The sequence below is a fragment of the Cobetia amphilecti genome (assembly GCF_020217465.1).
Taxonomy (GTDB): Bacteria; Pseudomonadota; Gammaproteobacteria; order Pseudomonadales; family Halomonadaceae; genus Cobetia; species Cobetia amphilecti.
Genome location: NZ_CP084115.1, coordinates 4,065,985 through 4,092,664 on the forward strand (window position 1 = coordinate 4,065,985; position 26,680 = coordinate 4,092,664).

At 64.8% G+C, this 26,680-nt stretch carries 22 protein-coding genes; 12 read left to right on the forward strand and 10 right to left on the reverse strand.

Features of this window, described 5'->3' with window-relative positions:
- Positions 1 to 36 precede the first annotated feature (36 nt).
- Positions 37 to 1,617 (reverse strand): BCCT family transporter, encoded by a 1,581-nt coding sequence (locus LCW13_RS17010; protein ID WP_153636711.1) that lies wholly within the window; start codon positions 1,615 to 1,617, stop codon positions 37 to 39.
- A 253-nt stretch (positions 1,618 to 1,870) separates the two neighbouring features.
- Entirely contained in the window at positions 1,871 to 3,526 is a 1,656-nt protein-coding gene (locus tag LCW13_RS17015; RefSeq protein WP_225347444.1) for a BCCT family transporter, read from the reverse strand.
- 265 nt (positions 3,527 to 3,791) lie between these two features.
- Between LCW13_RS17015 and LCW13_RS17020 the strand changes: the two genes are divergently transcribed.
- Positions 3,792 to 4,829, forward strand: coding sequence for a GlxA family transcriptional regulator (locus LCW13_RS17020; RefSeq protein WP_225347445.1), 1,038 nt, complete (start codon positions 3,792 to 3,794; stop codon positions 4,827 to 4,829).
- Between the two features lie 164 nt (positions 4,830 to 4,993).
- Here LCW13_RS17020 and LCW13_RS17025 read toward each other — a convergent pair whose 3' ends face one another.
- Positions 4,994 to 6,181: an MFS transporter gene (locus tag LCW13_RS17025; protein ID WP_153636713.1), complete on the reverse strand. Its 1,188-nt coding sequence runs from the start codon at positions 6,179 to 6,181 to the stop codon at positions 4,994 to 4,996.
- A 567-nt stretch (positions 6,182 to 6,748) separates the two neighbouring features.
- Here LCW13_RS17025 and gmk point away from each other — a divergent pair.
- The 4 genes from gmk to LCW13_RS17045 all read left to right on the forward strand — a co-directional run bounded on the left by gmk (position 6,749) and on the right by LCW13_RS17045 (position 10,983).
- Positions 6,749 to 7,405, forward strand: a complete 657-nt coding sequence (gmk, locus tag LCW13_RS17030) for a guanylate kinase (RefSeq protein ID WP_225347446.1) — start codon at positions 6,749 to 6,751, stop codon at positions 7,403 to 7,405.
- A gap of 397 nt (positions 7,406 to 7,802) precedes the next feature.
- The gene (gene rpoZ / locus LCW13_RS17035; RefSeq protein WP_043331755.1) at positions 7,803 to 8,054 is read left to right on the forward strand and encodes a DNA-directed RNA polymerase subunit omega; all 252 of its coding nucleotides are present in this window, start codon (positions 7,803 to 7,805) and stop codon (positions 8,052 to 8,054) included.
- A gap of 112 nt (positions 8,055 to 8,166) precedes the next feature.
- Positions 8,167 to 10,332 (forward strand): RelA/SpoT family protein, encoded by a 2,166-nt coding sequence (locus tag LCW13_RS17040; protein ID WP_107335798.1) that lies wholly within the window; start codon positions 8,167 to 8,169, stop codon positions 10,330 to 10,332.
- Between the two features lie 261 nt (positions 10,333 to 10,593).
- Positions 10,594 to 10,983 (forward strand): RidA family protein, encoded by a 390-nt coding sequence (locus tag LCW13_RS17045; protein WP_043331752.1) that lies wholly within the window; start codon positions 10,594 to 10,596, stop codon positions 10,981 to 10,983.
- A 239-nt stretch (positions 10,984 to 11,222) separates the two neighbouring features.
- On the opposite strand, the gene LCW13_RS17050 is transcribed toward LCW13_RS17045, so the two are convergent.
- A complete protein-coding gene (locus LCW13_RS17050; RefSeq protein WP_043331750.1) occupies positions 11,223 to 12,110 on the reverse strand; it encodes an SDR family oxidoreductase in 888 nt (295 codons plus the stop codon).
- Positions 12,111 to 12,181: 71 nt separating this feature from the next.
- On the opposite strand from LCW13_RS17050, the gene LCW13_RS17055 reads away from it, so the two are divergent.
- Positions 12,182 to 13,147, forward strand: a complete 966-nt coding sequence (locus tag LCW13_RS17055; RefSeq protein WP_052384315.1) for a hydrogen peroxide-inducible genes activator — start codon at positions 12,182 to 12,184, stop codon at positions 13,145 to 13,147.
- A complete protein-coding gene (recG, locus tag LCW13_RS17060; RefSeq protein WP_225347447.1) occupies positions 13,144 to 15,285 on the forward strand; it encodes an ATP-dependent DNA helicase RecG in 2,142 nt (713 codons plus the stop codon). The genes LCW13_RS17055 and recG overlap by 4 nt, the downstream gene beginning before the upstream one ends.
- 163 nt (positions 15,286 to 15,448) lie before the next feature.
- Here the strand turns inward: recG and yccS are convergent, their stop codons facing one another.
- Complete coding sequence (yccS, locus tag LCW13_RS17065) at positions 15,449 to 17,701, reverse strand: YccS family putative transporter (RefSeq protein WP_225347448.1); 2,253 nt, start codon at positions 17,699 to 17,701, stop codon at positions 15,449 to 15,451.
- 190 nt (positions 17,702 to 17,891) lie between these two features.
- On the opposite strand from yccS, the gene LCW13_RS17070 reads away from it, so the two are divergent.
- Positions 17,892 to 18,308 (forward strand): hypothetical protein, encoded by a 417-nt coding sequence (locus LCW13_RS17070; RefSeq protein ID WP_192839003.1) that lies wholly within the window; start codon positions 17,892 to 17,894, stop codon positions 18,306 to 18,308.
- A gap of 141 nt (positions 18,309 to 18,449) precedes the next feature.
- Here the strand turns inward: LCW13_RS17070 and LCW13_RS17075 are convergent, their stop codons facing one another.
- The 3 genes from LCW13_RS17075 to LCW13_RS17085 form a co-directional block, all read right to left on the reverse strand.
- Positions 18,450 to 18,806, reverse strand: a complete 357-nt coding sequence (locus LCW13_RS17075; RefSeq protein WP_054556348.1) for a hypothetical protein — start codon at positions 18,804 to 18,806, stop codon at positions 18,450 to 18,452.
- Positions 18,807 to 18,979: 173 nt separating this feature from the next.
- Positions 18,980 to 19,255 (reverse strand): HU family DNA-binding protein, encoded by a 276-nt coding sequence (locus LCW13_RS17080; protein WP_024952843.1) that lies wholly within the window; start codon positions 19,253 to 19,255, stop codon positions 18,980 to 18,982.
- A gap of 250 nt (positions 19,256 to 19,505) precedes the next feature.
- The gene (locus tag LCW13_RS17085) at positions 19,506 to 20,705 is read right to left on the reverse strand and encodes an NAD(P)/FAD-dependent oxidoreductase (protein ID WP_153636716.1); all 1,200 of its coding nucleotides are present in this window, start codon (positions 20,703 to 20,705) and stop codon (positions 19,506 to 19,508) included.
- A gap of 339 nt (positions 20,706 to 21,044) precedes the next feature.
- Between LCW13_RS17085 and LCW13_RS17090 the strand changes: the two genes are divergently transcribed.
- From LCW13_RS17090 to phoR, 4 genes are all read left to right on the forward strand, one after another.
- Positions 21,045 to 21,602: a chorismate--pyruvate lyase family protein gene (locus tag LCW13_RS17090; RefSeq protein WP_225348192.1), complete on the forward strand. Its 558-nt coding sequence runs from the start codon at positions 21,045 to 21,047 to the stop codon at positions 21,600 to 21,602.
- Between the two features lie 67 nt (positions 21,603 to 21,669).
- Positions 21,670 to 22,560 carry a 4-hydroxybenzoate octaprenyltransferase gene (gene ubiA, locus LCW13_RS17095; RefSeq protein ID WP_043331742.1) on the forward strand — a complete coding sequence of 297 codons (891 nt, stop codon included), beginning with the start codon at positions 21,670 to 21,672 and terminating at the stop codon, positions 22,558 to 22,560.
- A gap of 223 nt (positions 22,561 to 22,783) precedes the next feature.
- Positions 22,784 to 23,473 (forward strand): phosphate regulon transcriptional regulator PhoB, encoded by a 690-nt coding sequence (phoB, locus tag LCW13_RS17100; RefSeq protein ID WP_043331741.1) that lies wholly within the window; start codon positions 22,784 to 22,786, stop codon positions 23,471 to 23,473.
- A 7-nt stretch (positions 23,474 to 23,480) separates the two neighbouring features.
- Positions 23,481 to 24,803: a phosphate regulon sensor histidine kinase PhoR gene (gene phoR, locus LCW13_RS17105; RefSeq protein WP_153636718.1), complete on the forward strand. Its 1,323-nt coding sequence runs from the start codon at positions 23,481 to 23,483 to the stop codon at positions 24,801 to 24,803.
- A gap of 186 nt (positions 24,804 to 24,989) precedes the next feature.
- On the opposite strand, the gene cysZ is transcribed toward phoR, so the two are convergent.
- Both cysZ and phoU read right to left on the reverse strand, forming a co-directional pair.
- A complete protein-coding gene (cysZ, locus tag LCW13_RS17110) occupies positions 24,990 to 25,718 on the reverse strand; it encodes a sulfate transporter CysZ (protein ID WP_107335789.1) in 729 nt (242 codons plus the stop codon).
- A gap of 196 nt (positions 25,719 to 25,914) precedes the next feature.
- Entirely contained in the window at positions 25,915 to 26,640 is a 726-nt protein-coding gene (phoU, locus tag LCW13_RS17115; RefSeq protein ID WP_043331737.1) for a phosphate signaling complex protein PhoU, read from the reverse strand.
- Positions 26,641 to 26,680: the final 40 nt, after the last annotated feature.

Here is a 26,680-nt window from a genome sequence, read left to right on the forward strand (position 1 = left end):
TGCGAGACGCGCATTGCTTGCGAGCGTGTGAGCCGATCAGACGCCCTGTTCGCGCGCCATGCGGCGGGCAATCAGCGGAGCGTTCCACAGGCTGGGCAGCAGAATCAGCGACACCGGCACGGCGGTGACGACGATGAAGGATTGCAGCGCGTTGATGCCGCCATCGCCCATCGAGATCAGCAGCGCCGCGACCACGCCCATCATCAGGCTCCAGAACACACGCACGCCGCGCGGCGGATTGTCGTGACCGCTCATCACCATCGAGACCGCGTAGGTCATCGAGTCACCGGTGGTAGCGACGAACAGCGTGGTCAGCACCAGGAACAGCACCGAGATGGTGAAGCCGAACGGCAGCTGCTGGGTGATGGCGATCAGCGCTGCCGGCAGGTTGAAGCCGGTGAACGGACCGGAGACGCTGCCCGGGTTGCTCAGCTCGAAGGCCAGACCGCTGCCACCGATGATGGTGAACCACAGGCAGGTGACCAGCGGCGAGATGACCGCGATCAACAGCACCATCTGACGCAGGGTGCGGCCACGCGAGATACGCGCGACGAACATCGCCATCAGCGGACCATAGCCGATGAACCAGCCCCAGAAGAACAGCGTCCAGCCATTCAGCCAGCCATCGTCACCCCGGAAGGAGGACATGGCGACGAAGTCACCGACGTAGCGCACCAGGCCCTGCGGGAAGGCTTCGAGCAGGAAGCCGGTCGGGCCCATGATCAGGATGAACAGCAGCAGCGCGCCGCCGAGCAGGACGTTGGTGCTGCTCAGGAACTGGATGCCACGGGTCACGCCGCTGACAGCGGACAGGGTGTAGATGACGGTCAGCACGAGCAGCAGCGTGAGCTGGGTCGCGTAGGTATCGGGAATGCCGAACAGCGCATTGAGGCCATAGCTGACCTGCAGACCGAGAAAGCCGATGGGGCCGACGGTACCGGCCACCACTGCCAGCACGCAGCAGGCATCGACCAGCGCACCGATGGGGCCACGCATGACGCGGTCGCCGAACAGCGGATAGAGCAGCGTGCGCGGCTTGAGCGGCAGGCCCTTCTCGTAGTGCAGGTACATGAAGATGATGCCGGTCAGGCTGCCGAGCATCGCCCAGGCCAGAAAGCCCCAGTGCATGAAGCTCTGCGCCAGCGCGTTGTAGGCGGCATCGGCATTGCCTGTCGGGGCGTCCGCGCCGAACACCGGCGGCGGCGAGGTGAAGTGAGCGATCGGCTCTGCCGCTGCCCAGAAGACACCACCGCCCGCCAGCAACGTGCACAGGATGATGGCCATCCAGCGCAGCGTCGAGATATCCGGCGCCGCCAGCCCGCCCATGCGCACCCGTCCGGTACGGCCGATGGTCAGCACGATGGCGATGACGAAGGTCGCCAGCATCAGCGCTTGCCAGTAGGCACCGAAGTATTGGGTCGAGACACCGAAGGCACTCTGGATGAGCGCGGAGACAGCGTCGAGATCCACCAGTGCGGCGATGGCAAACACTGCCAATACGCCACCACTGATGATGAAGACGGGCCAGTCGATACCTTGCGGGGTGTGTGCGGGTTCAGCGGGGGGATTTACCGGTGTGGCGGAGCCGGACGAAACAGTCCGGGAAGAATCCGTCATTAGTCAGCCTCTGGGCATGATCTGAGTGACGGTGCAGTGTATCAGCCGTAAAACGCTGAACTATGACACAAGCCGTTGTTTTTACACCCATGTAACGCGACGTATCACCAAGCCTACAGCCGTTTTACATCCGGGCATCGGTGATAACAACTCATGACCTCCCTCGGCTGCCATCTTCGGGCCATGCCAGACTGATCCGTGCATGACGACATGCAAAGGCCGCCCACTCGGGCGGCCTTTGTCACTCAGCCAGTTACAGCCCTTGCTCACGCGCCATCTGCCGCGCGATACGCGGCGCATTCCACAGACTGGGCAACAGCACCAGCGAGACAGGCACCGCGGTCACCACGATGAAGGATTGCAGCGCATTGATGCCGCCATTGCCCATCGAGATCAGGATCGCCGCCACGACACCCATGATCAGGCTCCAGAACACACGCACGCTGCGTGGCGGATTGTCGTGCCCACTCATCACCATCGAGATGGCGTAGGTCATCGAATCCCCGGTCGTGGCCACGAACAGCGCCGACAGAATCAGGAACAGCACCGACATGATGAAGCCGAACGGCAGCTGCTGAGTGATGGCGATCAAGGCCGCCGACAGATTGAAGCCGCTGAACGGGCCCGAGACGCTGCCCGGGTTTTCCAGCTCGAAGGCCAGGCCGCTGCCGCCGAGAATGGTGAACCAGACACAGGTCGCGAGCGGCGACAGGATGGTTATCAACAGCACCATCTGACGCAGGGTGCGCCCCCGCGAGATACGCGCAACCAGCATCGCCATCAGCGGACCGAAGCCGATGAACCAGCCCCAGAAGAACAGCGTCCAGCTATCCAGCCAGCCGCTGTCGCCGCGAAAGACCGCCATCGGCACGATATTGTCCAGGTAGTCGACCATGCCCAGCGGGAAGGCCTTGAGCAGGAATTCGGTCGGCCCGAAGAGCACGATGAAGAACAGCATCGCGCCGCCGATCAGCACATTGGCACTGCTCAGGAACTGGATGCCGCGCATCACGCCACTGACGGCGGACAGGGTGTAGACGAGGGTCAGGATGGCCAGCAGCACCAATTGCGTCGCGTAGGTATCGGGAATGCCGAACAGCGCATTGAGCCCGTAACTGACCTGGATACCGAGGAAACCGACCGGCCCCACGGTGCCCGCGATGACGGCCAGTACGCAGCAGGCATCGACCAGCGCGCCGATCGGCCCACGCATCACGCGTTCTCCGAGCAGCGGATAGAGCAAGGTGCGCGGCTTGAGCGGCAAGCCCTTCTCATAGTGCAGGTGCATGAAGACGACGCCCGTCAGACTGCCCAGCACCGCCCAGCCGAGAAAGCCCCAGTGCATGAAACTCTGCGCCAGCGCATTGTAGGCCGCATCGAGATTGCCGACCGGCGCCTCCGGCCCGAAGACGGGCGGCGGCGAGGCGAAGTGCGCGATGGGCTCAGCGGCGGCCCAGAACACGCCACCACCGGCCAGCAGGGTGCACAGAATGGTCGCCATCCAGCGCGGCGTGGAGATGTCAGGCGTCGACAATCCGCCCAAGACCACGCGCCCCGTGCGCCCGAAGGTCATGCCGACGGCGACGAGGAAGGTCACGATCATCAAGCCCTGCCAATAGGCACCGAAGTAGGTGGTCGAGAAGTCGAAGGCGTGATTGATCAGGGCCGACACGCCGTCCAGGTCGATGAGCGCGGCGGCGACGAACAGCGCCATCACGCCTCCACTGAGGAGGAAGACCGGCCAGTCCAGACTGCGGGAACTGTTGAGCGCGGTGAGCTCGGAATCAGGAAGTGATGCGGCTTGATCGGGAGAGGATGCGGTGTGATCAGCAAGAGATGCGGCGTGATCGGAAAGGGGAGCTGCTTGGGTTGCGGAGCCGGACAAGGCAGTCCGGGTGGTATCCGTCATTAGTCAGCCTCGGGGCATGATCTGAGTGACGGGGCAGTCTAACAGGCGAGAAAGCGCCGAATATGACACAAGTGATTGTTTTTACACCCATGTAACGCGACGTATCATCAAGCCAACAGCCTCATTACATGCCTGCCACCCCGTAACCACCAGCGAGAGGCTCGCCGCGGGAGCGTGCAGCTGCGAGGATGGAGTCTCACTGTGGCCATCCTGCCGGTCGCCTTCGATCCACTGCCGCTCGCGGCCCCTGCAACGAACGCAAGCCATGACCTCGCCCCGTCGCCGCGACTTCACCCCCGCGATGAAGCGTCGCAACCAGCATCTGCTCAAGGACGTGACCTGTGCCCAGAGCGCACCGCTCAATGTCGCCTTCATTTTACTGGAGCACTTCTCGATGCCCGCCTTCACCAGCGCCCTCGATGTGCTGGTCACGGCCAATCTGCTCCGCGATGTCCCCTTCTATCGCATTCACACCTTCGGGGTGACGGCGGGCAGCGTACGCAGTGATCTGGGCATCGACATCATGGCCAGCGCCGGGCTCGAGTCGCTGGGGCAGGCGCAGATCGACATGATCATCGTGTGCGGCGGCTACCGGGTGCAGCTGGACGAGATTCCCTTGCTGAGCGAGGTCTTGCGGCGAGCCGACCACCAGGGCTGTCGCCTCGGCAGCCTGTGGAATGGCAGCTACTTTCTGGCGGCCGCCGGCGTGATGGCGGGCCATCGCTGCACTATCCATCCCGAGAATGCGGCGCTGTTCAGCGAGTCATTCCCCCAGCTGGAGCTGTCGCGTGCCCCGCTGGTGGTGGAAGCGGCGCGCTTCAGCTGCACCAATGCCGGCAGCGCGCTGAACATGATGCTGGAAGCCATGCGCCAGCGTCACGGCGATGACCTGGCGCGCAGTGTCGAGGAAATCCTCGCCTGCGAGCGCCCCGCGACGCCCAGCCCCTGGCATCCGGACCAGACGCTGCCCGCGCCGGACAGCCAGCACCCGGAGGCACTGCGCACCATCCTCGAGCTGATGAGCAGCAACCTCGAGGAGCCTTTGAGCATGAGCGAGATCTCGCACTGCGTGACGCTGTCACGCCGCCAGATCGAGCGCCTGTTCACCCGCCATCTGGATACCACGCCCTCGCGCTACTATCTGGAGCTGCGCCTGACCCGGGCACGCCAGCTGCTGACACAGGGCAACGCCAGCATCACCGAGGTCACCGTGGCCTGTGGCTTCGTCAGCACCACCCACTTCAGCCACTGCTTCCGCGATTACTTCGGCATGTCGCCGACGCGAGCGCGTCAGCAGCGCTGACGATGCCCTATCGCTGACGTGCCGGCGCCGCTCCACAGACTTTCCGCCACTGAAACGCAAGACGCCGCCCCGAAGGGCGGCGTCTTGCGTTGCGGCTCGTGCTCACGGGGGGGTCTTGCCTCTCTTGCCTGGCCTCGCGTTCACAATCTCGCTTCAGGCTCACATCAGGCAGAAGCCGTCTGCAGCTCGCGGCGCTCATGACGCTGACCGAGCAGGAAGACGATCAAGCCCGCGATGGCCATCGCCACCCCGACCAGGCCGATGGAGGAATGCGACGGGCCATAGGCGAAGGCCATGCCGCCACACCAGGCGCCCAGCGCATTGGCGATGTTGAAGGCCGCATGATTGAGCGTCGCCGCCATGGTCTGGGCGTCTTCCGCCACATCCATCAGGCGCATCTGCAGCGCCGGTGCCAGACCGATGCCGGTACCGACCAGCCCGACGAACAGGATGCCGCTCCAGACGCCATCGGCGGCGAAGTAGAAGCCACCCTGCACCAGCGCGCTCCAGATCAGCACGGCAGGAATGGTGCGCATCAGGTCGATGTCCGCGGCACGGCTACCGATCAGGTTGCCGATGATGGTGCCTACCCCGAAGACGGCCAGCACCATCGGCACCAGATTCTGGGACAGCCCGGCCTGGACGTTGAGCGTCTCCACCGCATAGCTGTAGACACTGAACATGCCGCCGAAACCGATACAGGCGATGCCGAGGGTATAGAGCACCCGCGGCTTGATCAGCGCTGCCAGCTCGGTGAGCGGGGTCGCGTCCTGATTGCCGGCCTGATAGGGCACGAAGCCACGCACCAGCAGCGCCGTAGCCAGCGCCAGCAGGCCGACGACGAGGAAGGCGGAATGCCAACCGAACAGGCTGCCGAACCAGGTCGCCGCTGGCGCCCCGATCAGAATCGCCACCGTCAGGCCCATCATCACGCGACCGACGGCCCGTCCGCGCTCACCGGCGGGGGCAGCATCCGCCGCCACCAGGGCCGCGACACCCAGATAGACGCCATGCGGCAGGCCGGCGATGAAGCGCAGCGCGGCAAAGCTGGTCAGCGACGGTGCCAGCAGGCTGGCCACGTTGCTGACCGCAAACAGCAGCATCAGGCCGATCAGCAGCCCGCGCCGCGGCAGGCGTGCGCCCAGCGCCGAGATCAGGGGGGCGCCGACCACCACGCCCATCGCATAGGCACTGATGGCGTAGCCGACCTGCTGCGAGGACACATTGAAGTCCGCCGCGATGTTGGGCATCAGGCCCATGATCACGAATTCGGTAGTGCCGATGGCAAAGGCACCGAGCGCCAGCGCCAGTTCGGCGATGCGCGGATGGCGCGCAACGGGGGAGGCAGACATGTCCGGGTCTCCTGAAACTTGAAAAGGGGGTATCACCCGTGGCCGTACTCAGCCGTGGCGCCGCTGTCAGGGGCAGGCCACAGCTGACATAGCCCGCGCATGGCTGGCGCTACGCAGGGCAAAAGACCGCGCGCCATTCATCATCAGCCGGAAGGCGGGAATGAATGGCGCGCGGGACAGGTAACGGGTGATGCGCTCGTGCGCGGCCTCTCTGGCGGAGGCCTGCGGCACGTCTGGCGCTGCTCTATCGACTTATGTACGCGTCTGGCAAGGCGCGATGGGAATCACGGGAGTGCGCAAGCTCAGGCCAGTATGGCGAGGCGGCGGCAAACCCTGTGTCCCTTCAAGCCCCCAGGCCGGCGCGAGAACTGGCCGACGCTTGAGTGATAACTGAAATATACGACCATTGTTGCAGATAACGCCACGCCAACCCAGCCACTTCGCGACGACAACTGTGATGCCCGAGCTGCAACATTGCATCACGGGACTGTCATGCGCGCGTGCAGCGGAAGCGGGGTGGATTATGCGATAATGCCGCGATTCAGCGACAGCAAGCGGATCACTTCCATGTCTTCGACTTCTTCAGCACCTTCCTCGGCGGCCAGCAACGCACGTGGCACGCTCTACATCATTTCCGCGCCGTCCGGCGCCGGCAAGACCACCCTGGTCAAGGCACTGCTGGAGCGCATGGACGGTATCGGCGTGTCCGTCTCGCACACCACCCGCGGCCAGCGCCCGGGCGAGCAGGATGCCGTCAACTACCACTTCGTGGATGTCGATCACTTCAAGACCATGATCGAGCAGGGCGACTTCTTCGAGCACGCCCAGGTCTTCGACAACTTCTATGGCACCTCGCGTCCGGCGGTCGAAGCTCGCCTGAGCAAGGGCGAGGACGTCATCCTCGAGATCGATTGGCAAGGCGCCCAGCAAGTGCGCGCTCAGGTGCCGGAGGCCGTCTCCATCTTCATCCTGCCGCCGTCGCGTGAAGCGCTGCTCGAGCGTCTGTCCGGTCGCGGTACCGATGGCGAAAACGTGATCGCGCGTCGCATGCGCGATGCGGTCAGCGAGATGTCCCACTACGACGAATACGACCTGATCGTCATCAATGATGACTTCGAGCAGGCCCTCGACGAGCTGTGCGGACTCGTCAATGCCCAGCGTGCGCGTCTGCCGCGCGTGCAGCATCGCCACGCGGCACTGCTCGATTCCCTGCTGGCCGACTGATGACGGCGGCGGGAATCCTGCTGCTCAGTCAGCCGTTCGGTCAGCCGCGCGGCCGGCCGTTCTGACAGCCTGACAGTCGGGCAGGACTTGCCGGCTTTCGTCCTGATCATGCGCGCTGTGGTCGCGTACGCCGCCGACAGACGCGCCAGGCGAAGGAGTTGATCGCGCCTGACTTGTCATGCAACAACGGCGTCGAGTAGACTCGATTCCCTTTCAGAATCATTGGCCGCTGAGCCGTCTCGCCCCTGGCGGGCCGGCTCAGCGGCATTGTGCTTGCGTCGTGTGCGAGATACTGTCAGATGATCAGGGTAAGTGACCCCTAGCGGTCGCGGCACTCTGCGCTGATTACACGCCGACAGCGAACCCCGAATATCCCGCTATTGATAGGTGCACCGCCATGGCTCGCGTAACCGTAGAAGATTGCCTCGAGAACGTCGACAACCGCTTCCAGCTGGTGATGATCTCCACTCGTCGTGCCCGTCAGCTGTCACGCGGCAGCCGCAACGCCCAACTGCCGTGGGAAAACGACAAGCCCACCGTCCTCGCCCTGCGCGAAGTGGCAGCGGGTCTGGTCGGTCGTGACATCCTGAACGAGCCGGTCGAAGCTCCGATCCAGCGCAAGCCGGTAATGCCGCAGATCGAAGACTGAGCCCACGCTCAACCTGCCGACTGCATGTGTGCTTCCGCACCTCTGCCACTCCCGCCCTCGCGGCCGGAGCACGGGGTGCGGGCCCGGAATCACTCTGAGCCAAGGCCGCTGAATGTTCACGATCGATGACCTGGCAGACCGCCTGGGCGGTTATCTTCCCGAGGAAGAGATCCGTCAGGTTAGGCGCGCCTTCTATTACGCCGAGCAGGCCCACGATGGCCAGCGCCGGCGTTCCGGTGAGCCCTATGTGACCCACCCGCTGGCGGTGGCGAACATTCTCGCCAACATGCACATGGACCATCAGAGCCTGATGGCCGCCATGCTGCACGATGTCATCGAAGACACCAGCGTGACCTTCGAGGCACTGGCAGGCCAGTTCGGCGAACCCGTCGCCCTGCTGGTGGATGGCGTCTCGAAGCTGACCCAGATCACCTTCGAGGACAAGGCCGTCGCCCAGGCCGAGAACTTCCAGAAGATGGTGCTGGCGATGTCCCAGGACATCCGCGTCATCATCGTCAAGCTGGCCGACCGCCTCCACAACATGCGTACCCTCGGTGCCCTGCGCCCCGAGAAGAAGCGTCGCATCGCCCGTGAGACGCTCGAGATCTACGCCCGCGTCGCCAACCGTCTCGGTATCAACACCATTCGCGTCGAGCTGGAAGACCTCTCCTTCCAGGCGCTGCACCCGATGCGTTCCGAACGCATCAAGCGTGCCGTCACCGCCGCGCGTGGCAATCGTCGTACCCTGATGCGCGAGATCCAGGCCAGTCTGCAGAACGCGCTGGAGCGCGATCAGCTGCCCGGTTCGGTGATCGGTCGTCAGAAGCATCTGCTGTCCATCTATCGCAAGATGCGTGACCAGCAGAAGCCCTTCAATGAATTGATGGACGTGTTCGGCTTCCGCATCATCACCGATGACGTGGACAGCTGCTATCGCATCCTCGGCGTGGTGCACAATCTCTACAAGCCGGTGCCGGGTCGCTTCAAGGATTACATCGCGATCCCCAAGGCCAACGGCTACCAGAGTCTGCACACCACGCTGTTCGGCATGAACGGCATGCCCATCGAGGTACAGATCCGTACCCGCGAGATGGAAGCGATGGCCAACAACGGCATCGCGGCGCACTGGCTGTACAAGGCCGGCCAGACCGACCGCCCAATCGGCGCCGGCAGCCATGCGCGTGCCCGGGAATGGGTGCGGGGTCTGCTCGAGATGCAGCGCCATGCCGGCAACTCGCTCGAGTTCATCGAGCACGTCAAGAACGACCTCTTCCCAGACGATACCTACGTGTTCACCCCCAAGGGCGACATCATGGAATTGCCGCGCGGTGCGACGGCGGTCGATTTTGCCTATGCGGTGCACACCGATGTCGGCAACAGCTGTATCGCCTGCCGCATCGATCGTCATCTGGCACCGCTATCCTCGCCGCTGGAGAGTGGCCAGACCGTCGAAGTCATCACCGCGCCGGGCGCCAAGCCCAATCTGGCGTGGCTCAACTTCGTCACCACGGCCAAGGCGCGCTCTGCCGTGCGCCATTACCTCAAGCATCAGCAGCGCAGCGAATCCGTGACCCTGGGTCAGCGTCTGCTCAACAAGGCGCTCTCCGGGCTGGACTCTTCCCTCGAGCAACTGCCGCCCAGGCGTCTCGATACGCTGGCCGCGGAGCTGGAGCTGGAAGGCGGACGTGATGATCTGCTCGAGTCCATCGGGCTCGGCACCCGCGCCGCCTACAGCGTGGCCCAGAGCCTTCTGAGCGACACGACCAGCACCACGGCGCAGCAGCCCAAGTTCTCGGCCAAGGACGGCAATGTCCAGGCGGAGCAAAGCGGCAACAGCCCGATGCAGGTCAGCGGTGGCAACAGCATGGTCACCAGCTACGCGCGCTGCTGTCACCCGCTGCCCGGCGAGCCGATCATGGGCCATCTGTCGGCCGGCAAGGGCCTGGTGGTCCATCGTCAGGAATGCAGCAACATCACCGAGCTGGCCAGCGACCCGGAACGCGTCTTCCCGCTGACCTGGGCCGATCAGGTCGAAGGCGACTTCACGGTGGCGCTGCGTATCGAGGCACAGACCCAGCGCGGCCTGATCGCCGAGCTGGCCGAGCTGGTCACCGATGCCGAAGCCAATATCGAGCGCATCGGTATCGAGGAACGCGACGCCCATCTGGCCATCGTCAATCTGACCCTGGCCGTGCGTGATCGCATCCATCTGGCGCGCATCATCAAGCGCATGCGCAACCTGTTGCACGTGGAGCGAATCACCCGCGTCCTCAGCTGATCTACCGTACTGGCCGCGTCGTCCGCCACTGGCGGGCGGCGCGGTTTTTGTTTTCAAGGCTGCCGCAGAGCGGCCATCGGACACGTTCTTCTGAACACCCGTGTCGCGGTCAAGGCCGACTGCAGTGCAGGACCTTGACCGCGACCGAACTCGCCGTGGACGGCGAGACCCTATAACCACAATCGTAACCCGCTGCTGAAGGCCGCCACCGCACAACACTCGCAACCGGCAAGGCTTGAGCGCAGTCACAAGGAGCATGTCATGAGCAATCGCGCGATCATCAACACCGACAAGGCCCCTGCTGCCATCGGTCCGTATTCCCAGGCGATCAAGGCGGGCAACACCGTCTATCTGTCCGGCCAGATTCCGCTGGACCCGCAGACGATGGAAGTCGTCGAAGGCGGTATCGAGGCGCAGGCGCGTCAGGTCTTCACCAACCTGAATGCCGTGTGCGAAGAAGCCGCCGGCAGCCTGGGCGACATCGTCAAGCTCAACCTCTACCTGACCGATCTGGACGACTTCGCGCGCGTCAACGCGGTGATGGAAGAGTTCTTCACCGCGCCCTTCCCAGCGCGTGCCGCGGTCGGCGTCAAGGCGCTGCCCAAGGGCGTGGCCTTCGAAGCCGAAGGCGTGATGGTCATCGGTGACTGAGCACCCGCTCACTGACGATGGTAGGTCATCCGCGAGAAGTGGCTGACGCAGAGACGACAGTGCCCGCCCCGGGATTCCGGGGCGGGCACTGTCAGTTGGCGCTTCATCTGGCACTTGACCAGCCGCTTCATCACTCGAGAACTGCGCCGCTCGTCAGCCAGTCTCGGCGAGCAACTTATCCACACCCGGTCGGACGGCTCGACGCGCAACCACATGTGGATAAGTGAAAGCCGCAGTGATCAGCGGCCCGACAATTCGCTCTTCGGCACCGTCACGCCGTGCTCCTTGAGCACCTCGGCATAGCCTTCGCGGAAGGTCGGGTAGCGGAAGGTGTAGCCGCTCTCGAGCAAAAGGGCATTGCCGCAGCGCTTGCTGGAACGCCGCCGCAGCGGTGACTGGATCACCTCGGTGGACTCGACCTTGAGCTGACGCGCCAACCAGGCCATCACTTCGTGCAGCGGTGCGCCATCGCAGTCGGTGGCCAGATAGATCGGCTCGACCGGCTTGCCCTCGAGGCTCAGCGCGATCAGGTGTGCCAGCACGCCCGCGCAGTCGTCACGGTGGATGCGGTTGGAGTAGAGTGGCGGGTTGCTGGCGGCGATGCGACCATCACGCGCCTGGCGGATCAGCATGTCGCGGCCCGGCCCGTAGATGCCGGAGAAGCGCACCACGGTGCCGTTGAGCGAGGAATCGAGCAGTGCCTGCTCGCCTTCGCGCATCAACTGGCCCGAGAAGCTGGTGGCATCGGTGGGCGACTGCTCGTCGACTTCCTCGCCATCCTTCTGGGCGTAGACGGAGGTCGAGGACACGAACAGCACGCGGGTCGGCGGCTTGGCGCGCGACTCGAGCTCCGTCACCAGCGCCCGAATGCCATCGACGTAAGCGGCGCGATAGGCCTCTTCGTCGAAACGGTCGGCGCTCAGCACATGTACCACCGTGTCGGCATCTGGCAAGCTGGCCAGTGCACCTTCGGCAGTGATGTCCAATGCCAGCGTCTCGATGCCGAGATCCGCAAGCTTGGACACATCGCGCCTGACACCAATGACGTGCTGACCGGCCTTGAGCAGTTCACGCGCCAGCGCGCTGCCAACGTCGCCACAACCGAGGATGAGACTCGTCTTCTTCACCTTTGCCGTGCTCCTTGGTAAAACGAATCGGTACCCACCGCATCCCAGGATGCCAGTTCCGGGCAGGAATCATGACTCTAACAGAACTCCGCTACATCGTAACCTTGGCCCAGGAGCGTCATTTCGGACGCGCCGCAGAGCGCTGCTTCGTCTCGCAGCCCACCCTGTCGGTGGCCGTCAAGAAGCTTGAGGAAGAGCTGGGAGTCGCACTGTTCGAGCGTTCCAAGTCCACCGTACAGGTCACACCGCTCGGCGAGAAGATCGTTCAGCAGGCTCAGCGCGTGCTGGAGCAGTCCAGCGTGATCAAGGAACTGGCCAATTCCGGCAAGGATCAGCTCTCCAGCCCGTTGCGCATCGGCGCCATCTATACCATTGGACCGTATCTTTTCCCGCACCTGGTGCCGGAACTGACGCGGCGTGCGCCGAAGATGCCGCTCTACATCGAGGAAGGCATGACCGGCGACCTGCGTCGCAAGCTGCGCAATGGCGAGCTGGACGTGATCATCGTCGCGCTGCCGTTCACCGAGACCGACGTGCTGACCAAGATCCTCTACGAAGAGCCCTTCGAAGTCCTGCTGCCGGCCGGCCACCCCCTGCTCGAGCAGGACAGCATCGCCAAGGAACAGTTGATCAACGAGCGTCTGCTGATGCTCGGCGAGGGCCACTGCTTCCGTGATCAGATTCTCGAGGCCTGCCCGGCCATCGGCAATCAGATCAACAACCCCGAGAATACGCTGATCGCCGAAGGCGGCTCGCTGGAAACCATCCGCCACATGGTCGCCTCCGGTCTCGGTATCACCGTGCTGCCCTACTCGGCGACCGGTACCGGTCATTACGAGAGCGGCGTGCTCGAGACGCGGCCCTTCAAGGACCCGGCGCCCAGTCGCAGCGTGGCGCTGGCATGGCGTGCCAGCTTCCCACGCCCCAAGGCCATCGACGTGATCAGCCAGGCGATCGCCGAGTGCTCCAATCGTGCGCGCCAGAGCAATGAGAACGGCATGCAGGGCTCCGCTTCCCAGAGCCACGAACCGGCATGAGCAGGGCGGGCACGGAAGCCTCACCTGCCGGGCCCGCCAGCGCCGGTGTCTTCGCCACCGGCGCGCTGGCCCAACCGCTGGACAGCCTGAGCGGCGTCGGCCCCGCGCTGAGCGAGAAGCTGTCGCGCCTCGGGCTGGAGCGCGTCGCAGACCTGCTGTTCCACCTGCCGCTGCGCTATCAGGACCGCACCCGCGTCACGCCCATCGGCACGCTCAAGAGCGGCATGGAGGCGGTGGTGGAAGGCGAGGTGACGGCCTGTGACATCGTCAAGGGCCGTCGCCGCAGCCTGCTGGTACGCCTGCGCGATGGCAGCGGCATCCTCAGCCTGCGCTTCTTCCACTTCTCTCCCGCCCAGCAGCAGCAATTCCAGCGTGGCCATAGCGTGCGCTGCTTCGGCGAGGCACGCGCCGGGGCCACCGGTCTCGAGATCTACCATCCGGAATACCGCCTGCTCGGCCAGGGTGCCGCGCCGGTGGAAGACCACCTCACGCCCATCTATCCGGCCACCGAAGGCCTCAATCAGGCGCGCCTGCGTGCCTTGATCGCCCAGGCGCTCAAGCAGCTCGAGGAGACGCCCCATGAGCTGCCGGACCTGATCCCCGAGGCGTTGCGCACACGCTTTCGCCTGCCCGGCGTGATCGAGTGCCTGCGCTTTCTGCACGAGCCACCGCCGGATGCGCCCGTCGACCAGATGAGCGACGGCGTGCACCCGAGTCAGCGCCGCCTCGCCCAGGAAGAATTGCTCGCCCACCAGCTGAGCCTGCGTCAGGTGCGCGCGCGTATCCAGCAGGATGGCGCGCCCTCGCTGAGCGCCAGTGGCGGGCTCAGCACGCGCTTTCTCGCCCAGCTGCCCTTCTCGCTGACCGGCGCCCAGCATCGCGTACTGGAAGATGTGCGCCGCGATCTGGCGCGCGAAGTGCCGATGCTGCGTCTGGTGCAGGGCGATGTGGGCTCGGGCAAGACGGTGGTCGCCGCGCTGGCGGCGCTGATCGCGATCGGCGGCGGCTGTCAGGCGGCCCTGATGGCGCCTACCGAGATTCTCGCCGAGCAGCACTATCGCAACTTCCGCGAATGGCTGGAGCCATTGGGCATCGAGGTGGCGTGGCTGGCCGGCAAGCTCAAGGGCAAGGCGCGGCTGGATGCCAAGGCCGCCATCGCCGATGGCCGGGCGCGCATGGTAGTCGGCACGCATGCGCTGTTTCAGGCCGATGTGACCTTCCAGCGCCTGGGGCTGGCGATCGTCGATGAGCAGCACCGCTTCGGCGTGCATCAGCGCCTCGCGTTGCGGGCGAAGGGGGAAGCCGGTGGCCTGACACCGCACCAGCTGATCATGACCGCGACGCCGATTCCGCGCACCCTGGCGATGAGCGCCTACGCCGACCTCGACCTGTCGGTGATCGATGAGCTGCCACCGGGACGCACCCCGGTGCAGACCGTCGCGGTGGCCGACCCGCGCCGCCCCGAGGTGGTCGAGCGCATCCGCGCCGCCTGCTCCGAGGGCCGTCAGGCCTATTGGGTGTGTACGCTGATCGAGGAATCCGAGGTGATGACCTGCCAGGCTGCCGAGGTGACGCGTGACGAGCTGACCGAGGCGCTGCCGGAGCTGTCCATCGGCCTGGTCCATGGCCGCATGAAGGCGGCCGAGAAGGCCGAGGTGATGGCGGCGTTCAAGGACGGCGAGCATGACCTGCTGGTGGCGACCACGGTGATCGAGGTCGGGGTCGATGTGCCGAATGCCAGCCTGATGGTGATCGACAATCCCGAGCGTCTCGGCCTGTCGCAGCTGCACCAGCTGCGTGGCCGTGTCGGGCGTGGCAGCACCGAGAGCTTCTGTGTGCTGCTCTATCATCCGCCGCTGTCGCAGCACTCCAAGCAGCGCCTGGCGGTGATGCGCGAGACCACCGACGGCTTCAAGATCGCCGAGAAGGACCTGGAACTGCGCGGCCCCGGCGAAGTGCTGGGCACGCGTCAGACGGGGCTGGCGGGGATGAAGATCGCCGATCTCGAGCGTGACAGTGACCTGATCGCCCCGACCACCACCCTGGCCGATGCCATCCTCAGCGAGGCCCCGCAGGCCGCGGAGCCCCTGATCCGCCGCTGGCTGGGCGAGGCGGCCGGGCAATACGGCGCCGTCTGAGCGCGCTGCCCGCTGCTCACCTGTCGCCCTCACGTATTCAAGCCGGACACTCGATCACTCGGCCCGCCGCGCCAGTCGCTCAGACAGCACTTGTCTTACAGCACTTGTCTTACAGCACTTGTCTTTCAGTACCGGTCAGTCAGGACAGGTCAGCCAGTACAGGTCAGCTGGCGCGGCTGGCCTTGATCAGCTGGGTGCCGGCGCTTTCCAGCGGCTGCAACAGCCGCAGCACCAGAATCAGCTGTGACAGCGCCAGGCGTCCGGTGGTGGATTCGACCCGCTCGACCTCGGCTTCCAGTGCCGCGATCTCATCTTCGCTGTCCAGCGTGACGGCGATCTCACCGCCCGCCTCCAATTGCTCTCCCAACGCCGTCAGCTGCTGACTCAAGCGCTCGCCATGGCGCAGCAGCGTCTCGATGCCACTGCTGGCCGAGGCGGTCGATTCCAGTTCGCCACGATGCGCTGCCAGTGCCGAGAGATAGCCGAGCACGGTATGCGCGTGGAGCAGGAAACCGAAGCCCGGCTCGACATCGCGCCGGAAGTGGCCGGGCTCCTTGCGCGCGGTGGCCAGCAGATTGGAGAAGGCCGCGTCGGCGTTGTGGGCATTGCGGCGTGCCAGGCGGTAGGCCAGATCATCGCGCTTGCCGTGGCGGTACTGGGACAGCACCTCGCCCAGATAGCGACCGCTGGTCTTGAGGCTGACGCCGGCCTGACGATAGAGCTTGCGGCCCTGCCAGTCCGGCAGGATCAACACCACCGAAAGCCCGGCCAGCAGGCCACCGACCAGCGTATCGAACAGGCGCGGCCAGATGAGATCGAAGCCATCGCCGACCTGGTTGAAGCACGCCAGCACCATCAGCGTGATGGCGGCGGTGGCCAGGGTATAGCGCGAGCCACGGGTGGCGAAGAACAGCACCCCCGCGACCACGGCGATCCCGGCCTGGATCGTGGGCGCCGGGAACAGACTGATCAGCGCCCAGCCGGCGACCAGACCGATCAGCGTGCCCAGAATTCGCTGCGCCAGCGTGCGGCGCGTATCACCGTAGCTGGGACGACACACGAACAGCCCGGTCAGCAGAATCCAGTAGCCCTGGGTCGGGTGCACCGCCAGCAGCACGCCATAGCCGGCCACCAGCGTCGCGGTCAGGCGCAGCGCATGGCGGAAGATCGGCGAGCGCGGCGTCAGGTGGCTGCGGATACGCTCGAACATGTCGCGCGTGCCGTGGGGCGAGCGGTCCAGCAGGCTGTTGTCGTTTTCATTGCTGACGGCTTCGAGATCATTCAGGCGCGCGATCTGGCCTTCGATCAGGCGCAGGTTACTGGCGAGGGCTTCCAGCGCCTGCATCAGATGGTGCCACTCGGGCCGCTGCTGTTGCTTGAGATAGACGAGCGAGGCATTGAGGTCTTCCAGCGCCTGCTGGCTGTCACTGGCATCGAAGGGCTGGCGCATCAACAGCGCCTTGCCGAGCCCGCGACAGGCGCGCCCCTGCTGCTCCAGCAGGCGCTGACAGCGGAACAGGATGTCGTGATGGAAGAAGGCGTCGGTGAGCTGCCCGTAAGGATAATGGCTGGAGCTGGCGCGCTCGTGGAGGTCCTGGGCGATGAAGTAGAGGCGCAGGTAGCGGTCGAGCTTGGTGGTATCGCGCCGCCCGGCGAGGCGCCGGAAGACCATCTCCTTGGTCTGGTTGAGCGCCACCACCACGCGACCGTTCTGCTCGGCCAGCGCCAGACGCCGGGCGGACTGGTCGACATTGCGCAGCGGTTCGAACAGCTGCGCCTTGAGAATCAGGTAGCGCCCCAGCTCACGGTAGAGCGTCGCCATGCTGTGCTTGAGCGGCTGGCGCGAGAACAGCGCACACCACACGACCGAGAGCAGGCCATACCAGGTCGCCCCCACCACCAGCAGCAACGGCTGAACCAGATTGATGCCCAGCCCCGGCTCCCGCAGCCACTCGGGCAGGCTGCGCTCCAGCACCGCGATCTGACCATCTCCATGCTGCTGCTCGAGGCTGATCATGGTGTAGACGGCCAGAATCAACGAGGCGCGCGCGATGGCGCCGTAGCGGGCATCGATGGCGCCCAGCATCGGCATCGCGAAGGTGGCCAGCGCCAGCCCGATCACGAAGGGCAGCGGCATGCCGAACAACAGCTCCACCGAGACGGCGGCGATGCTGAAGCAGGCCAGCGTCATGCCCAGCGCGCGCAGTCGGCCGCGCCAGTGATCATCGGTTTCCGCCAGCCCCGAGGCGATCACGCCCAGAAACAGCGGAATCACCACCGCCATCTCGTCGAGCCAGAACCCCACCGCCATCACGCCACCCAGCGCGATCAACATGCGTAGCGAATAGCTGAAGGCATCCAGCGTCCACAGACGACGCAGGGAGTGCATGAGGGAGTCCAGGAGAGAGCGTGTCATGAAGTGTTCCGTGACCAGGGCGCCGGGCAGCGCATTAGACTTTAGATTTATATCGCTAGCATAACACCCCGTTCTGCCGTGTCCGAGAGCCATGGCGCATGCAAGCGTTGGCGGGCGCGTCGAATGTCGAATCGCCGCGACGTGCCACTCTGAAGACTCCTGACCTCATTGGCTTTCATGGAGAATACCGATGCATCCTCTTATCGAACGCGTCACTGGCTCCCTCGGGCTGTCACCGGAAATCGCCGAGCAGGCGGTCGGCATGGTTCTCAAGTTCGTGCGTGAGCAGGGGCCGGATGGCCCGGCCGCCTCACTGCTGGGCGCCATTCCGGGAGCGGAAGGCCTGATCGGCAGCGCAGGCGAGGAAGCCGCCGAGTCCGGTGGCGGTGGCCTCATGGGCGGCCTGATGGGCGCCGTCAGCGCCTTCACCGGCGGTGGCGGTGGCGGTGCGCTGGAACTGGGCCAGAAGCTGATGGGGCTGGACCTGAACATGGACCAGGCGCGCGGCGTAGCCGATGAGACGCTGAGCTATGCGCGGGAAGAAGCCGGCGATGGCGTGGTCGATCAGGTGCTCGAAGGCATTCCGGGCCTCAAGCAGTTGCTGTGACGCCTCGAGGGCGTTGAGAGGGTCTTCTCGAACAGCCCCTCGCAAGTAAAGGCTCGCAAGAAAGGCTCGTGACAAAAACAACGCCCCGCTGATTCTCTCAGCGGGGCGTCTTTCGTTCATGCAGGCACGGCACAGGGCCATTCAGCGAATGCGCTTGAGCAATGACTGCAAGCGGTTGAGCTGGGCCGAATCGCCGACCAGCCGCACGCGCTGGTCCATCAGGCCTTGCAAAAAGGCACGCGGCGAGGGCTTGAGCAGGAAGGCCACCGCACTGTCACTATCGGCGAAGCGCAGCTCAAGCTCGGTATCCACCGGCAGGCCACTGCCCGTGGTGACGCCCGCGTGGGACATGCGGTAGTGACGCGCGATGCTCATGTCTTCGGTCGCGACGCCCCAGTCCAGCGGACGCTTTTCCAGCTCGGCACGAAATTCGGGGTCACGCTTGAAGGCCCGCTTGAGCAGCAGACCCAGCACCCACAGCAATATCTTGAGCTTCATGGTGTCATTCCTTGAATCGCGAAGCGTCGGTCACGCAGGCCATATGAAAATGCCACCGGCCCCGCAGGGCGGAACCGGTGGCATCAGCATGACAGCCGACAGGGCTTTTGATGACGACGATTGAAAGCCATGGCGACAGCCACCCCGGGTCTGCGCTGAAGCACGAGCCGAGGTTACTTGGTCACTGCATCCTTCAACGACTTGCCGGGTTTGAAGGCAACGGTCTTGCTGGCCGGGATGGTCAGCGGCTTGCCTGTCTGAGGGTTCTTGCCGGTACGCGCCGCACGCTGGCGCACGGTGAATGACCCGAAACCGATCAGTGAGACGTCATTGCCTTTGGCCACGGTATGAGTGATCTCGTCGAGAATCACGTTCAGTACCTGACTGGCCTTGTCCTTGGATAGATCCGCACGCTCGGCGATGGCCGCAGCGAGTTCTGGCTTGCGCATGAAAAGCCCTCCTGGTTTGGCATTCTGCACGGGCGGCCAAGCCGCCGTTTCCATTGTTGTTCTTGCACTTGCTAGCGGTGGCGTATGGCGGCGACGCAATCCGCTCCCGGCAAGCTTTGCCGTATCAAACCTGTCGATGGCAGCATTCTGTCAGACGACGCCCGCTGAGCAGCATGTCTGACGGAGCATTCACTATCGTGCCTGACCGCGCTGGCAGCAAGGGATTTACGACCATCGATCATGGCATCGCCTAGCCTAGCAACGGCGGCGCCTGCCGCGCTAGCTCGACTTTCCTGCGAACGGCGGCGCCTGTCAACGCATATCCAATCAAGCGTTCGTTCATATCCAGTGCACGCGCTTCGAGGTCATCGCCTTCACCGTTGATTTCCCAGCGCGCCACGGCCGAACGCGGCGGATAGGCCACCACCGGCAAGGCCGGTGTCTTGACCAGCACCGGCCACGCCTTCCAGTCGAGCACGCTTGGCTCACCACACAGGTTGGCTGCCAGGGTGCGCGCGGCCATCTGCAGCGGCTGGACATACATGGCATTGACGCCCTCGACGCTGGCGCAATCGCCCAGCGCCCAGATATGCGGCTGTGAGGTGGCCAGGTGGCGGTCGACACGGATGCCGTCGCCGCCGGCGCTCAGGCCTGCGGCCTGCGCCAGACGAATGCGCGGCGCCAACCCGGTGGCCAGCAGAACCACGGAGCCCGTCAGGCGACGACCGCTCTGCAGGCGCACCTCGACCGGCGCGGCCTGACGCTCGGCCTCCTCGCCTGAACTTGCGGCGATGGTCTCGACCATCTCGCCCTGGCGGCGCGTCACGCCGAGTCCATCCAGCGCCGCGCCAAGACGCTGCCCCAGTGCTTGCGGCAGCAGTCCATCCAGCGGAGTTTCCTCAGGCGCGACCAGCGTGACGCGGTGGCCGGCCGCCGTCAGATCATTGGCGTATTCACAGCCGACCAGTCCGGCACCGACAATCACCACGTGCCCGTCTTCCCCACGCTCGCGGGCCTTCGCCAGCGTCGCGCAGAAGGCCGCATAGTCGTCGAGGTCATTGATGCTCTGCACGCGTGAGGCCACTTCCGCGGCGACGGGGAAGGGACGACGCGGCGCGGCACCGAGTGCCAGCACCAGCTCGTCATAGGCCAGACACTCCTCGCCCAGCCATAGCTGGCGGGCATCACCGTCGATGGCAGTGACGCGTTGATGGGTACGCAGCTCGGCATTCAGCTCGTCCACCAGCGCCACCGGCGCCTGACGCGACAGGTCGGTGGCCGACATCTTCTTGGCGAAGGCGGTGGACAGCATCGGCTTGGCGTAATCGTGGCCGCTGTCCTGGCTGATGAGGATCAGCCGGCTGTCCTTGTCACGCGCACGCAGCGCGCGCGCCAGACCAATGCCCGCCATGCCGGTACCAATGATGACAAGGGTGCGTGGGTCGCGCATGGCACCATCTCCTGAGATCGATCCGAGGGAAGCGCTGATGAAAGAGCGCCAACAGCGTCCGTCATGAACGCCGATGAATGCGCCCAGCATACCAGCCCGCCAGCAGTGCAGGCATGCCTGAGCGGGAGGCCTTGCCGCCCGGCCATGCTAGACTCGCCATTTCGTCATCCTGACAGGGAATTCACCGTGGTCCGATGCCCAGCAGGCGAGCCTCATCGCGCAGCGCTCACGCCACAGACCTCCACCTGTGAGGCGCCTCATTCGTCAGCCGAGTCCCTGTGCCAGCCTGCGCCTCGCTGGCCTTCGCCCACGCGCGCCGCACCCGCTGCTTCGGCGGCGGTGCGCCGTCATTGGCAGCCGGCTGCCGCGCTGCAGGGTGTCATGCCGGCCGGCTGGTGGGCGTGGCTCTCCTCGACGGACTCGCTGACCCAGCGTCTTGCCAGCGCCATGCAGCAGCAGGATGAACGCGATGGCCAGCCCATCCAGGGCCTGCGCGTGCGCCTGCTGCTGCAGGACACCGGCCCCGCGCGGCTGGATGAGGCACGCCTGCTGGGCATCGGCCCGCGCCGGCATGTCTGGCGGCGCGAAGTGGCACTCTGTCATGGCGATACGCCATGGGTGATCGCGCGCTCGCTGGCGGCGCTGGACCTGGCCCACGGTCATCGCCTCTCGACGCTGGGCGAGCGCTCGCTGGGCCACTGGCTGTTTCGCCAGCCCGACCTGACCCGCAGTGCCATCGATGTCAGCCGCGCCCCGCTGGTGCTTTCGAGCCCCAGGCCGCTGGCCCGCACCACCAGTCGGTGGATGCGCCGCTCGATGTTCTCGCATGGTCGCTTCAAGGTGCTGGTGCAGGAGGGCTTCACACCGGCCTTCCAGCACGCGCTGCAACTGGCCTGAGCCTTGCGCCCGACTGGCCTCGTTTCCCTCTCTTCCCTTGCCCACTACCACCCGCCCAGGAGCCCCGATGACCGCGTCATCCACTTCCGCCGCTTCGCGTCCTTCCAGACTGGCCGACTACCTCGCCCTGACACGGCTGGACCGCCCCATCGGCACCTGGCTGCTGATGTGGCCGACCCTGTGGGCACTGTGGCTGGCGGCAGATGGCATTCCCGAGCGCACGACCCTGCTGATCTTCATCGCCGGGGTCTATCTGATGCGCGCCGCCGGCTGCGTGATCAACGACTACGCCGACCGCCACTGGGACAAGCATGTCGAGCGCACGCGTGACCGGCCGCTGACCTCGGGTCGCATTTCGGAGCGCGAGGCGCTGACACTGTTCGGGGGGCTGGTCGCGGCCGCCTTCGTGCTGGTGTGCTTCACCAACCTGACCACGGTGCTGCTGTCGATCGTCGCCGTGCTGCTGGCGGCCAGCTACCCGTTCATGAAGCGCTTCCATCATCTGCCCCAGGTGGTGCTGGGCGCCGCCTTCGGCTGGGCGATTCCGATGGCGTTCGCCGCGACGCTGGAGGAGGTGCCGACCTACGGCTGGTGGCTGTTCGCGGCCAACCTGATGTGGACGGTGGCCTACGACACCGCCTACGCGATGGTCGATCGCAACGACGACCTCAAGGTGGGCATCAAGTCCACCGCCGTGCTGTTCGGGCGTGCCGACAAGCTGATGATCGGCCTGTTGCAGCTGGGCATGCTGGCGGTGTTGATCGGCATCGGCCTGCAGCTGGCGCTGGGCATCTTCTACTGGCTGGGACTGGCTGCCGCCGCCGTCACCTTCGTCTGGCAGCAACGTCTGATCCGTGAGCGTGAGCGTGCGCCCTGCTTCCAGGCCTTCCTCAACAATCATTGGACGGGTCTGCTGATCTTCGCCGGTATCGCCCTGGCGACCTGGCCGATGAGCTGACTCCTGCATAAACATTAGTTTTATTTGATTTAAAGCGACCCCTGCCCTCTGTTGCTCCCCAGCCCACGGTTCATGCCTGCCTGCCGCGCCTCCAAGGCGGCTGGCAGGCTTGCGTGCAAGCTGCCATGCTGGCAGTTGTCATCTCGTTGTCATATAAGCGGGTTGTAATCGTCATCGACTTGTCATTCTGGCGCGTGCGCCGACTGCTGCATGGGATCTAGCGATGAGCTCCAAGACCGTACTGATTGTCGACGATGAATCCTCGATTCGCGAGATGATCGCCGTTGCCCTCGAAATGGCGGATTACCGCGTGCTGGAGGCAGACAATGCCCAGGACGCCCACGCCATCGTCGTCGATGAAAAGCCCGATCTGCTGTTGCTGGACTGGATGATGCCGGGCACCAGTGGCCTGGAGCTCGCGCGGCGTCTCAAGCGTGACGAGACCACCTCGGAGCTGCCGATCATCCTGCTGACCGCCAAGGGCGAGGAAGACAACAAGATTCAAGGCCTGGAAGCCGGTGCCGACGACTACATCACCAAGCCCTTCTCGCCGCGCGAGCTGGTCGCCCGCCTCAAGGCCGTGCTGCGTCGCACCACTCCCAAGGGGGTCGAGGAGGCGGTGGAAGTCGAAGGCCTGATGCTCGACCCGGCCAGCCACCGCGTCACCGCCCACGGCAACTCGCTGGATGTCGGCCCGACCGAATATCGCCTGCTGCAGTTCTTCATGACGCATCAGGAGCGTGCCTACACGCGCAGTCAGCTGCTCGATCAGGTATGGGGCGGCAACGTCTATGTCGAGGAGCGCACCGTGGACGTGCACATCCGTCGCCTGCGCAAGGCGCTGGGCACAGGCCATCAGCATCTGATCCAGACCGTCCGCGGCACCGGTTACCGCTTCAGCGCTCAGGCCTGAGGGATTCATGCGCTATTGGACCAACGAGCTATGGCGCCTCGGCTACCTTGCCGGTGGCTTCGGCCTGATCGGTGGCCTGCTGGGCCATCTAGGCTGGGGCCTGGCGCTGGGTCTTTCGCTGTATCTGTTCGTCCATCTCAAGCACTTGAAGAGCCTCTACACCTGGCTGATCACCAATCCCCATGAAGAGCCGCCGCCCGGCGATGGCGTCTGGGGAGACCTGCTCGATCGTCTCTACCGGTACCAGAAGGGCCAGCGTCAGGCTCAGGAGCGACTGCGCAGCATCCTCAACCGTATCCAGGAATCCTCGGAGGCCATGCGCGACGGCCTGGTGATGCTGGACAACCACGGTGACATGGAATGGTGGAACAGCGCTGCCGAGCAGCTGGTCGGTCTCAAGGCCAGCCACGACCGCGGTCAGCACATCACCAACTATCTGCGTGACCCCGTCTTCATCGACTACTTCAATCGGCTGGCCTACCGCGAGCCGCTGACGCTCCAGTCGCCGCTGTCTGACAACCTGACGCTGCAGATCTCCATCACCCTGTTCGGTGACAACGAGCGTCTGGTCATGCTGCGTGACGTCACCCGCCTCTATCGTCTTGAAGAGATGCGCCGCGACTTCGTGGCCAATGTCTCCCATGAGCTGCGCACGCCGCTGACGGTGCTGGCCGGCTATCTCGAGACCTACTCCGATTACGCCGATGACCTGCCACCGCGCTGGCAGCGTGGGCTTGGCCAGATGCAGAGCCAGACCGACCGCATGCAGCACCTGGTCGAGGACCTGCTGACCCTGTCACGCCTGGAAACCGACGAGCTGTCCGACAACGGTCGCTGCATCGACATGAGCGCCCTGCTCGGCCATATCCGCGACGACGCCGAAGGCCTGTCCCAGGGGCGCCACACCTTCTCCATCGAGGCCGATGCCAGCGTGTCTCTGCGCGGTGAGGAGCAGGAGCTGCGCAGCGCGATCTCGAATCTGGTATTCAATGCGGTGCGCTACACCCCCGAAGACTGCCATATCACCCTGCGCTGGAAGGCGGATGACCAGGGCCTGCTGGTCGAGGTGGAAGATGACGGGGACGGCATCGACCCGGTCCACCTGCCGCGCCTGACCGAGCGCTTCTACCGCATCGACAAGGGCCGCAGCACCGCCACGGGAGGCACCGGCCTCGGGCTTGCCATCGTCAAGCATGTGCTGATTCGTCATCAGGGCCATCTGGAGATCGACAGCCACCCCGGCGAGGGTGCGCGCTTCCGCTGTCGCTTCCCCGACGAGCGCGCCTGCCAGGCGAGCGCTCCCCAGGCCAGCAGTGCGCTAGCCCAGTGATGGGCTGATTCAGTGATGATCTGACCCGGACGCCAGCCCAACGCAGAACGCCCCGCAGCCACCTCGAAAGGAGGCGACTGCGGGGCGTTTCGTTTGGTCAATCAGACGACGCTGCGGCTATTTCAGCGACGTGCCAACTTAGCGACGAGTCAGTTCAGCGACAAGCCAGCTCTGCGACAGGCTGTCTCAACGACGCGGCGCCGGCAACTGACGGTAGTGGCTCTGCCACATCAGTACCGCCCCGGCGACGGCGCCCGGGATGAACAGCAGATTGGCCAGCGGCACCAGCGTCATGACGAACACCGCGGCGCCGAAGGTCAGTGAGGGCCACCAGCGCGCCTTGAGGCGCTGCTTCATGTCACCGAAGCTGACCTGATGGTTGTCCATCGGGTAGTCGAGGTACTGGATCGACATGCTCCAGGCCGAGAACAGTCCCCACAACAGCGGCGAGAGCAGGTTCAGGCCCGGGATGAAGCCGATGATGAACAGCGCGATCATGCGCGGGATGAAGTAGCCCAGCTTGGCCATTTCACGCCCCAGCGAGTCGACGCCGATCTTCATCAGGCCGCGATCATCATCGATCAGGGTGCCATCCAGACGATGCTCGACCTTCTCGGCCAGAATGCCGTAAAAGGGCGCGGCGATCAGGTTGGTCACCAGGCTGAAGGTGAAGAACACCACCAGCAACAGACTCACCACCAGCACCGGCCAGATCAACCAGCTGAGCCAGTCCAGCCACGCCGGTACCTTGAGCATCCAGTAATCGATCCAGCCACCGAACTGGTTGAACAACACCCACAGCGTGATGCTGTAGAGCACCAGGTTGATCGCCAGCGGTACGAATACGAAGCGGCGCAGCCCGGGGGTATAGACCATGCGGGTCCCGCGGACCAGCGCCGATACGGCATCAATCATGCGACGTCCTCGTCATCTCAAAAGAACCGGCCAGCCAGCGGGCTGACCGGAGCCACACCCTAGCACTCCCGCCTGCGCGGCGCAGCTGTCGGCCGCCTGACACCGCTCGCGCTCCCACGACGCAATCGCCCCGCGGCCTGCCGGTGGGCAGGTGCGGGGCGAAAGAGGCGACACAGGGGCAGGGAAGCGCGTCAGCTCACTTCTTGTCCAGGTCCTGCGGCTTCAGATCATGGGTATCGGTGTGACGCACGTCCACGCCCTTGACCAGGAAGATGACGTACTCGGCCAGGTTGTCGGCGTGGTCACCGATGCGCTCCAGCGCACGCAGAATCCACATCACATTGAGCACCGGCGTGATCTGGCGCGCGTCTTCCATCATGAAGGTCATCAGCGAGCGCATCGCGCTCTGATATTCCAGATCCACCGAGGCGTCTTCACGCAGTACCTTGAGGGCAAGGTCGGTATCGAAGCGCGCGAAGGCCGTCAGGGAGTCACGCACCATGCTGCGCACGTGCTGACTGAGGTGACGCACCTCGACCATGCCGCGCGGGCTCTGGCCATTCTCGACCAGCGAGATGGCATTGCGTGCGATCTTGCTCGATTCATCACCGATACGTTCGAGATCGGAGGTGGCGCGGATGACGGCCAGCACCAGGCGCAGGTCGGAGGCCGCCGGCTGACGGCGGGCCAACACCCGGGTGCACTCGTCATCGATCTTGAGCTGCATGTCGTTGACAGCCTTGTCGTTGTCGCGCACCCGCGTGGCGGTTTCACTGTCGCCTTCCAGCAATGCCGTGACGGCATCCTGCAGCTGCTTCTCTACCAGTCCGCCCATGGCCAGCAGGTGTGTCTTCAGTGCATCCAGCTCGTGATTGAACTGCTCTGAGATATGCTTGCCGTGCGAATCGCTGGTGATATCCATTTCCCTCTCCCGGAAAGTCGCCCACCGAGTCAGGGGGCGT

Excerpts from the sequence above, each read along its gene's own strand:
- LCW13_RS17020 (WP_225347445.1), top strand. The coding sequence starts at position 3,792 with ATGACCTCGCCCCGTCGCCGCGACTTCACCCCCGCGATGAAGCGTCGC.
- LCW13_RS17040 (WP_107335798.1), top strand. The coding sequence starts at position 8,167 with ATGTTCACGATCGATGACCTGGCAGACCGCCTGGGCGGTTATCTTCCC.
- LCW13_RS17010 (WP_153636711.1), bottom strand. The coding sequence starts at position 1,617 with ATGACGGATTCTTCCCGGACTGTTTCGTCCGGCTCCGCCACACCGGTA.
- LCW13_RS17015 (WP_225347444.1), bottom strand. The coding sequence starts at position 3,526 with ATGACGGATACCACCCGGACTGCCTTGTCCGGCTCCGCAACCCAAGCA.
- LCW13_RS17080 (WP_024952843.1), bottom strand. The coding sequence starts at position 19,255 with ATGCGCAAGCCAGAACTCGCTGCGGCCATCGCCGAGCGTGCGGATCTA.
- LCW13_RS17045 (WP_043331752.1), top strand. The coding sequence starts at position 10,594 with ATGAGCAATCGCGCGATCATCAACACCGACAAGGCCCCTGCTGCCATC.
- phoU (WP_043331737.1), bottom strand. The coding sequence starts at position 26,640 with ATGGATATCACCAGCGATTCGCACGGCAAGCATATCTCAGAGCAGTTC.
- LCW13_RS17025 (WP_153636713.1), bottom strand. The coding sequence starts at position 6,181 with ATGTCTGCCTCCCCCGTTGCGCGCCATCCGCGCATCGCCGAACTGGCG.
- gmk (WP_225347446.1), top strand. The coding sequence starts at position 6,749 with ATGTCTTCGACTTCTTCAGCACCTTCCTCGGCGGCCAGCAACGCACGT.
- rpoZ (WP_043331755.1), top strand. The coding sequence starts at position 7,803 with ATGGCTCGCGTAACCGTAGAAGATTGCCTCGAGAACGTCGACAACCGC.
- phoR (WP_153636718.1), top strand. The coding sequence starts at position 23,481 with ATGCGCTATTGGACCAACGAGCTATGGCGCCTCGGCTACCTTGCCGGT.
- yccS (WP_225347448.1), bottom strand. The coding sequence starts at position 17,701 with ATGACACGCTCTCTCCTGGACTCCCTCATGCACTCCCTGCGTCGTCTG.
- LCW13_RS17070 (WP_192839003.1), top strand. The coding sequence starts at position 17,892 with ATGCATCCTCTTATCGAACGCGTCACTGGCTCCCTCGGGCTGTCACCG.
- recG (WP_225347447.1), top strand. The coding sequence starts at position 13,144 with ATGAGCAGGGCGGGCACGGAAGCCTCACCTGCCGGGCCCGCCAGCGCC.
- ubiA (WP_043331742.1), top strand. The coding sequence starts at position 21,670 with ATGACCGCGTCATCCACTTCCGCCGCTTCGCGTCCTTCCAGACTGGCC.
- LCW13_RS17055 (WP_052384315.1), top strand. The coding sequence starts at position 12,182 with ATGACTCTAACAGAACTCCGCTACATCGTAACCTTGGCCCAGGAGCGT.
- cysZ (WP_107335789.1), bottom strand. The coding sequence starts at position 25,718 with ATGATTGATGCCGTATCGGCGCTGGTCCGCGGGACCCGCATGGTCTAT.
- phoB (WP_043331741.1), top strand. The coding sequence starts at position 22,784 with ATGAGCTCCAAGACCGTACTGATTGTCGACGATGAATCCTCGATTCGC.
- LCW13_RS17075 (WP_054556348.1), bottom strand. The coding sequence starts at position 18,806 with ATGAAGCTCAAGATATTGCTGTGGGTGCTGGGTCTGCTGCTCAAGCGG.
- LCW13_RS17085 (WP_153636716.1), bottom strand. The coding sequence starts at position 20,705 with ATGCGCGACCCACGCACCCTTGTCATCATTGGTACCGGCATGGCGGGC.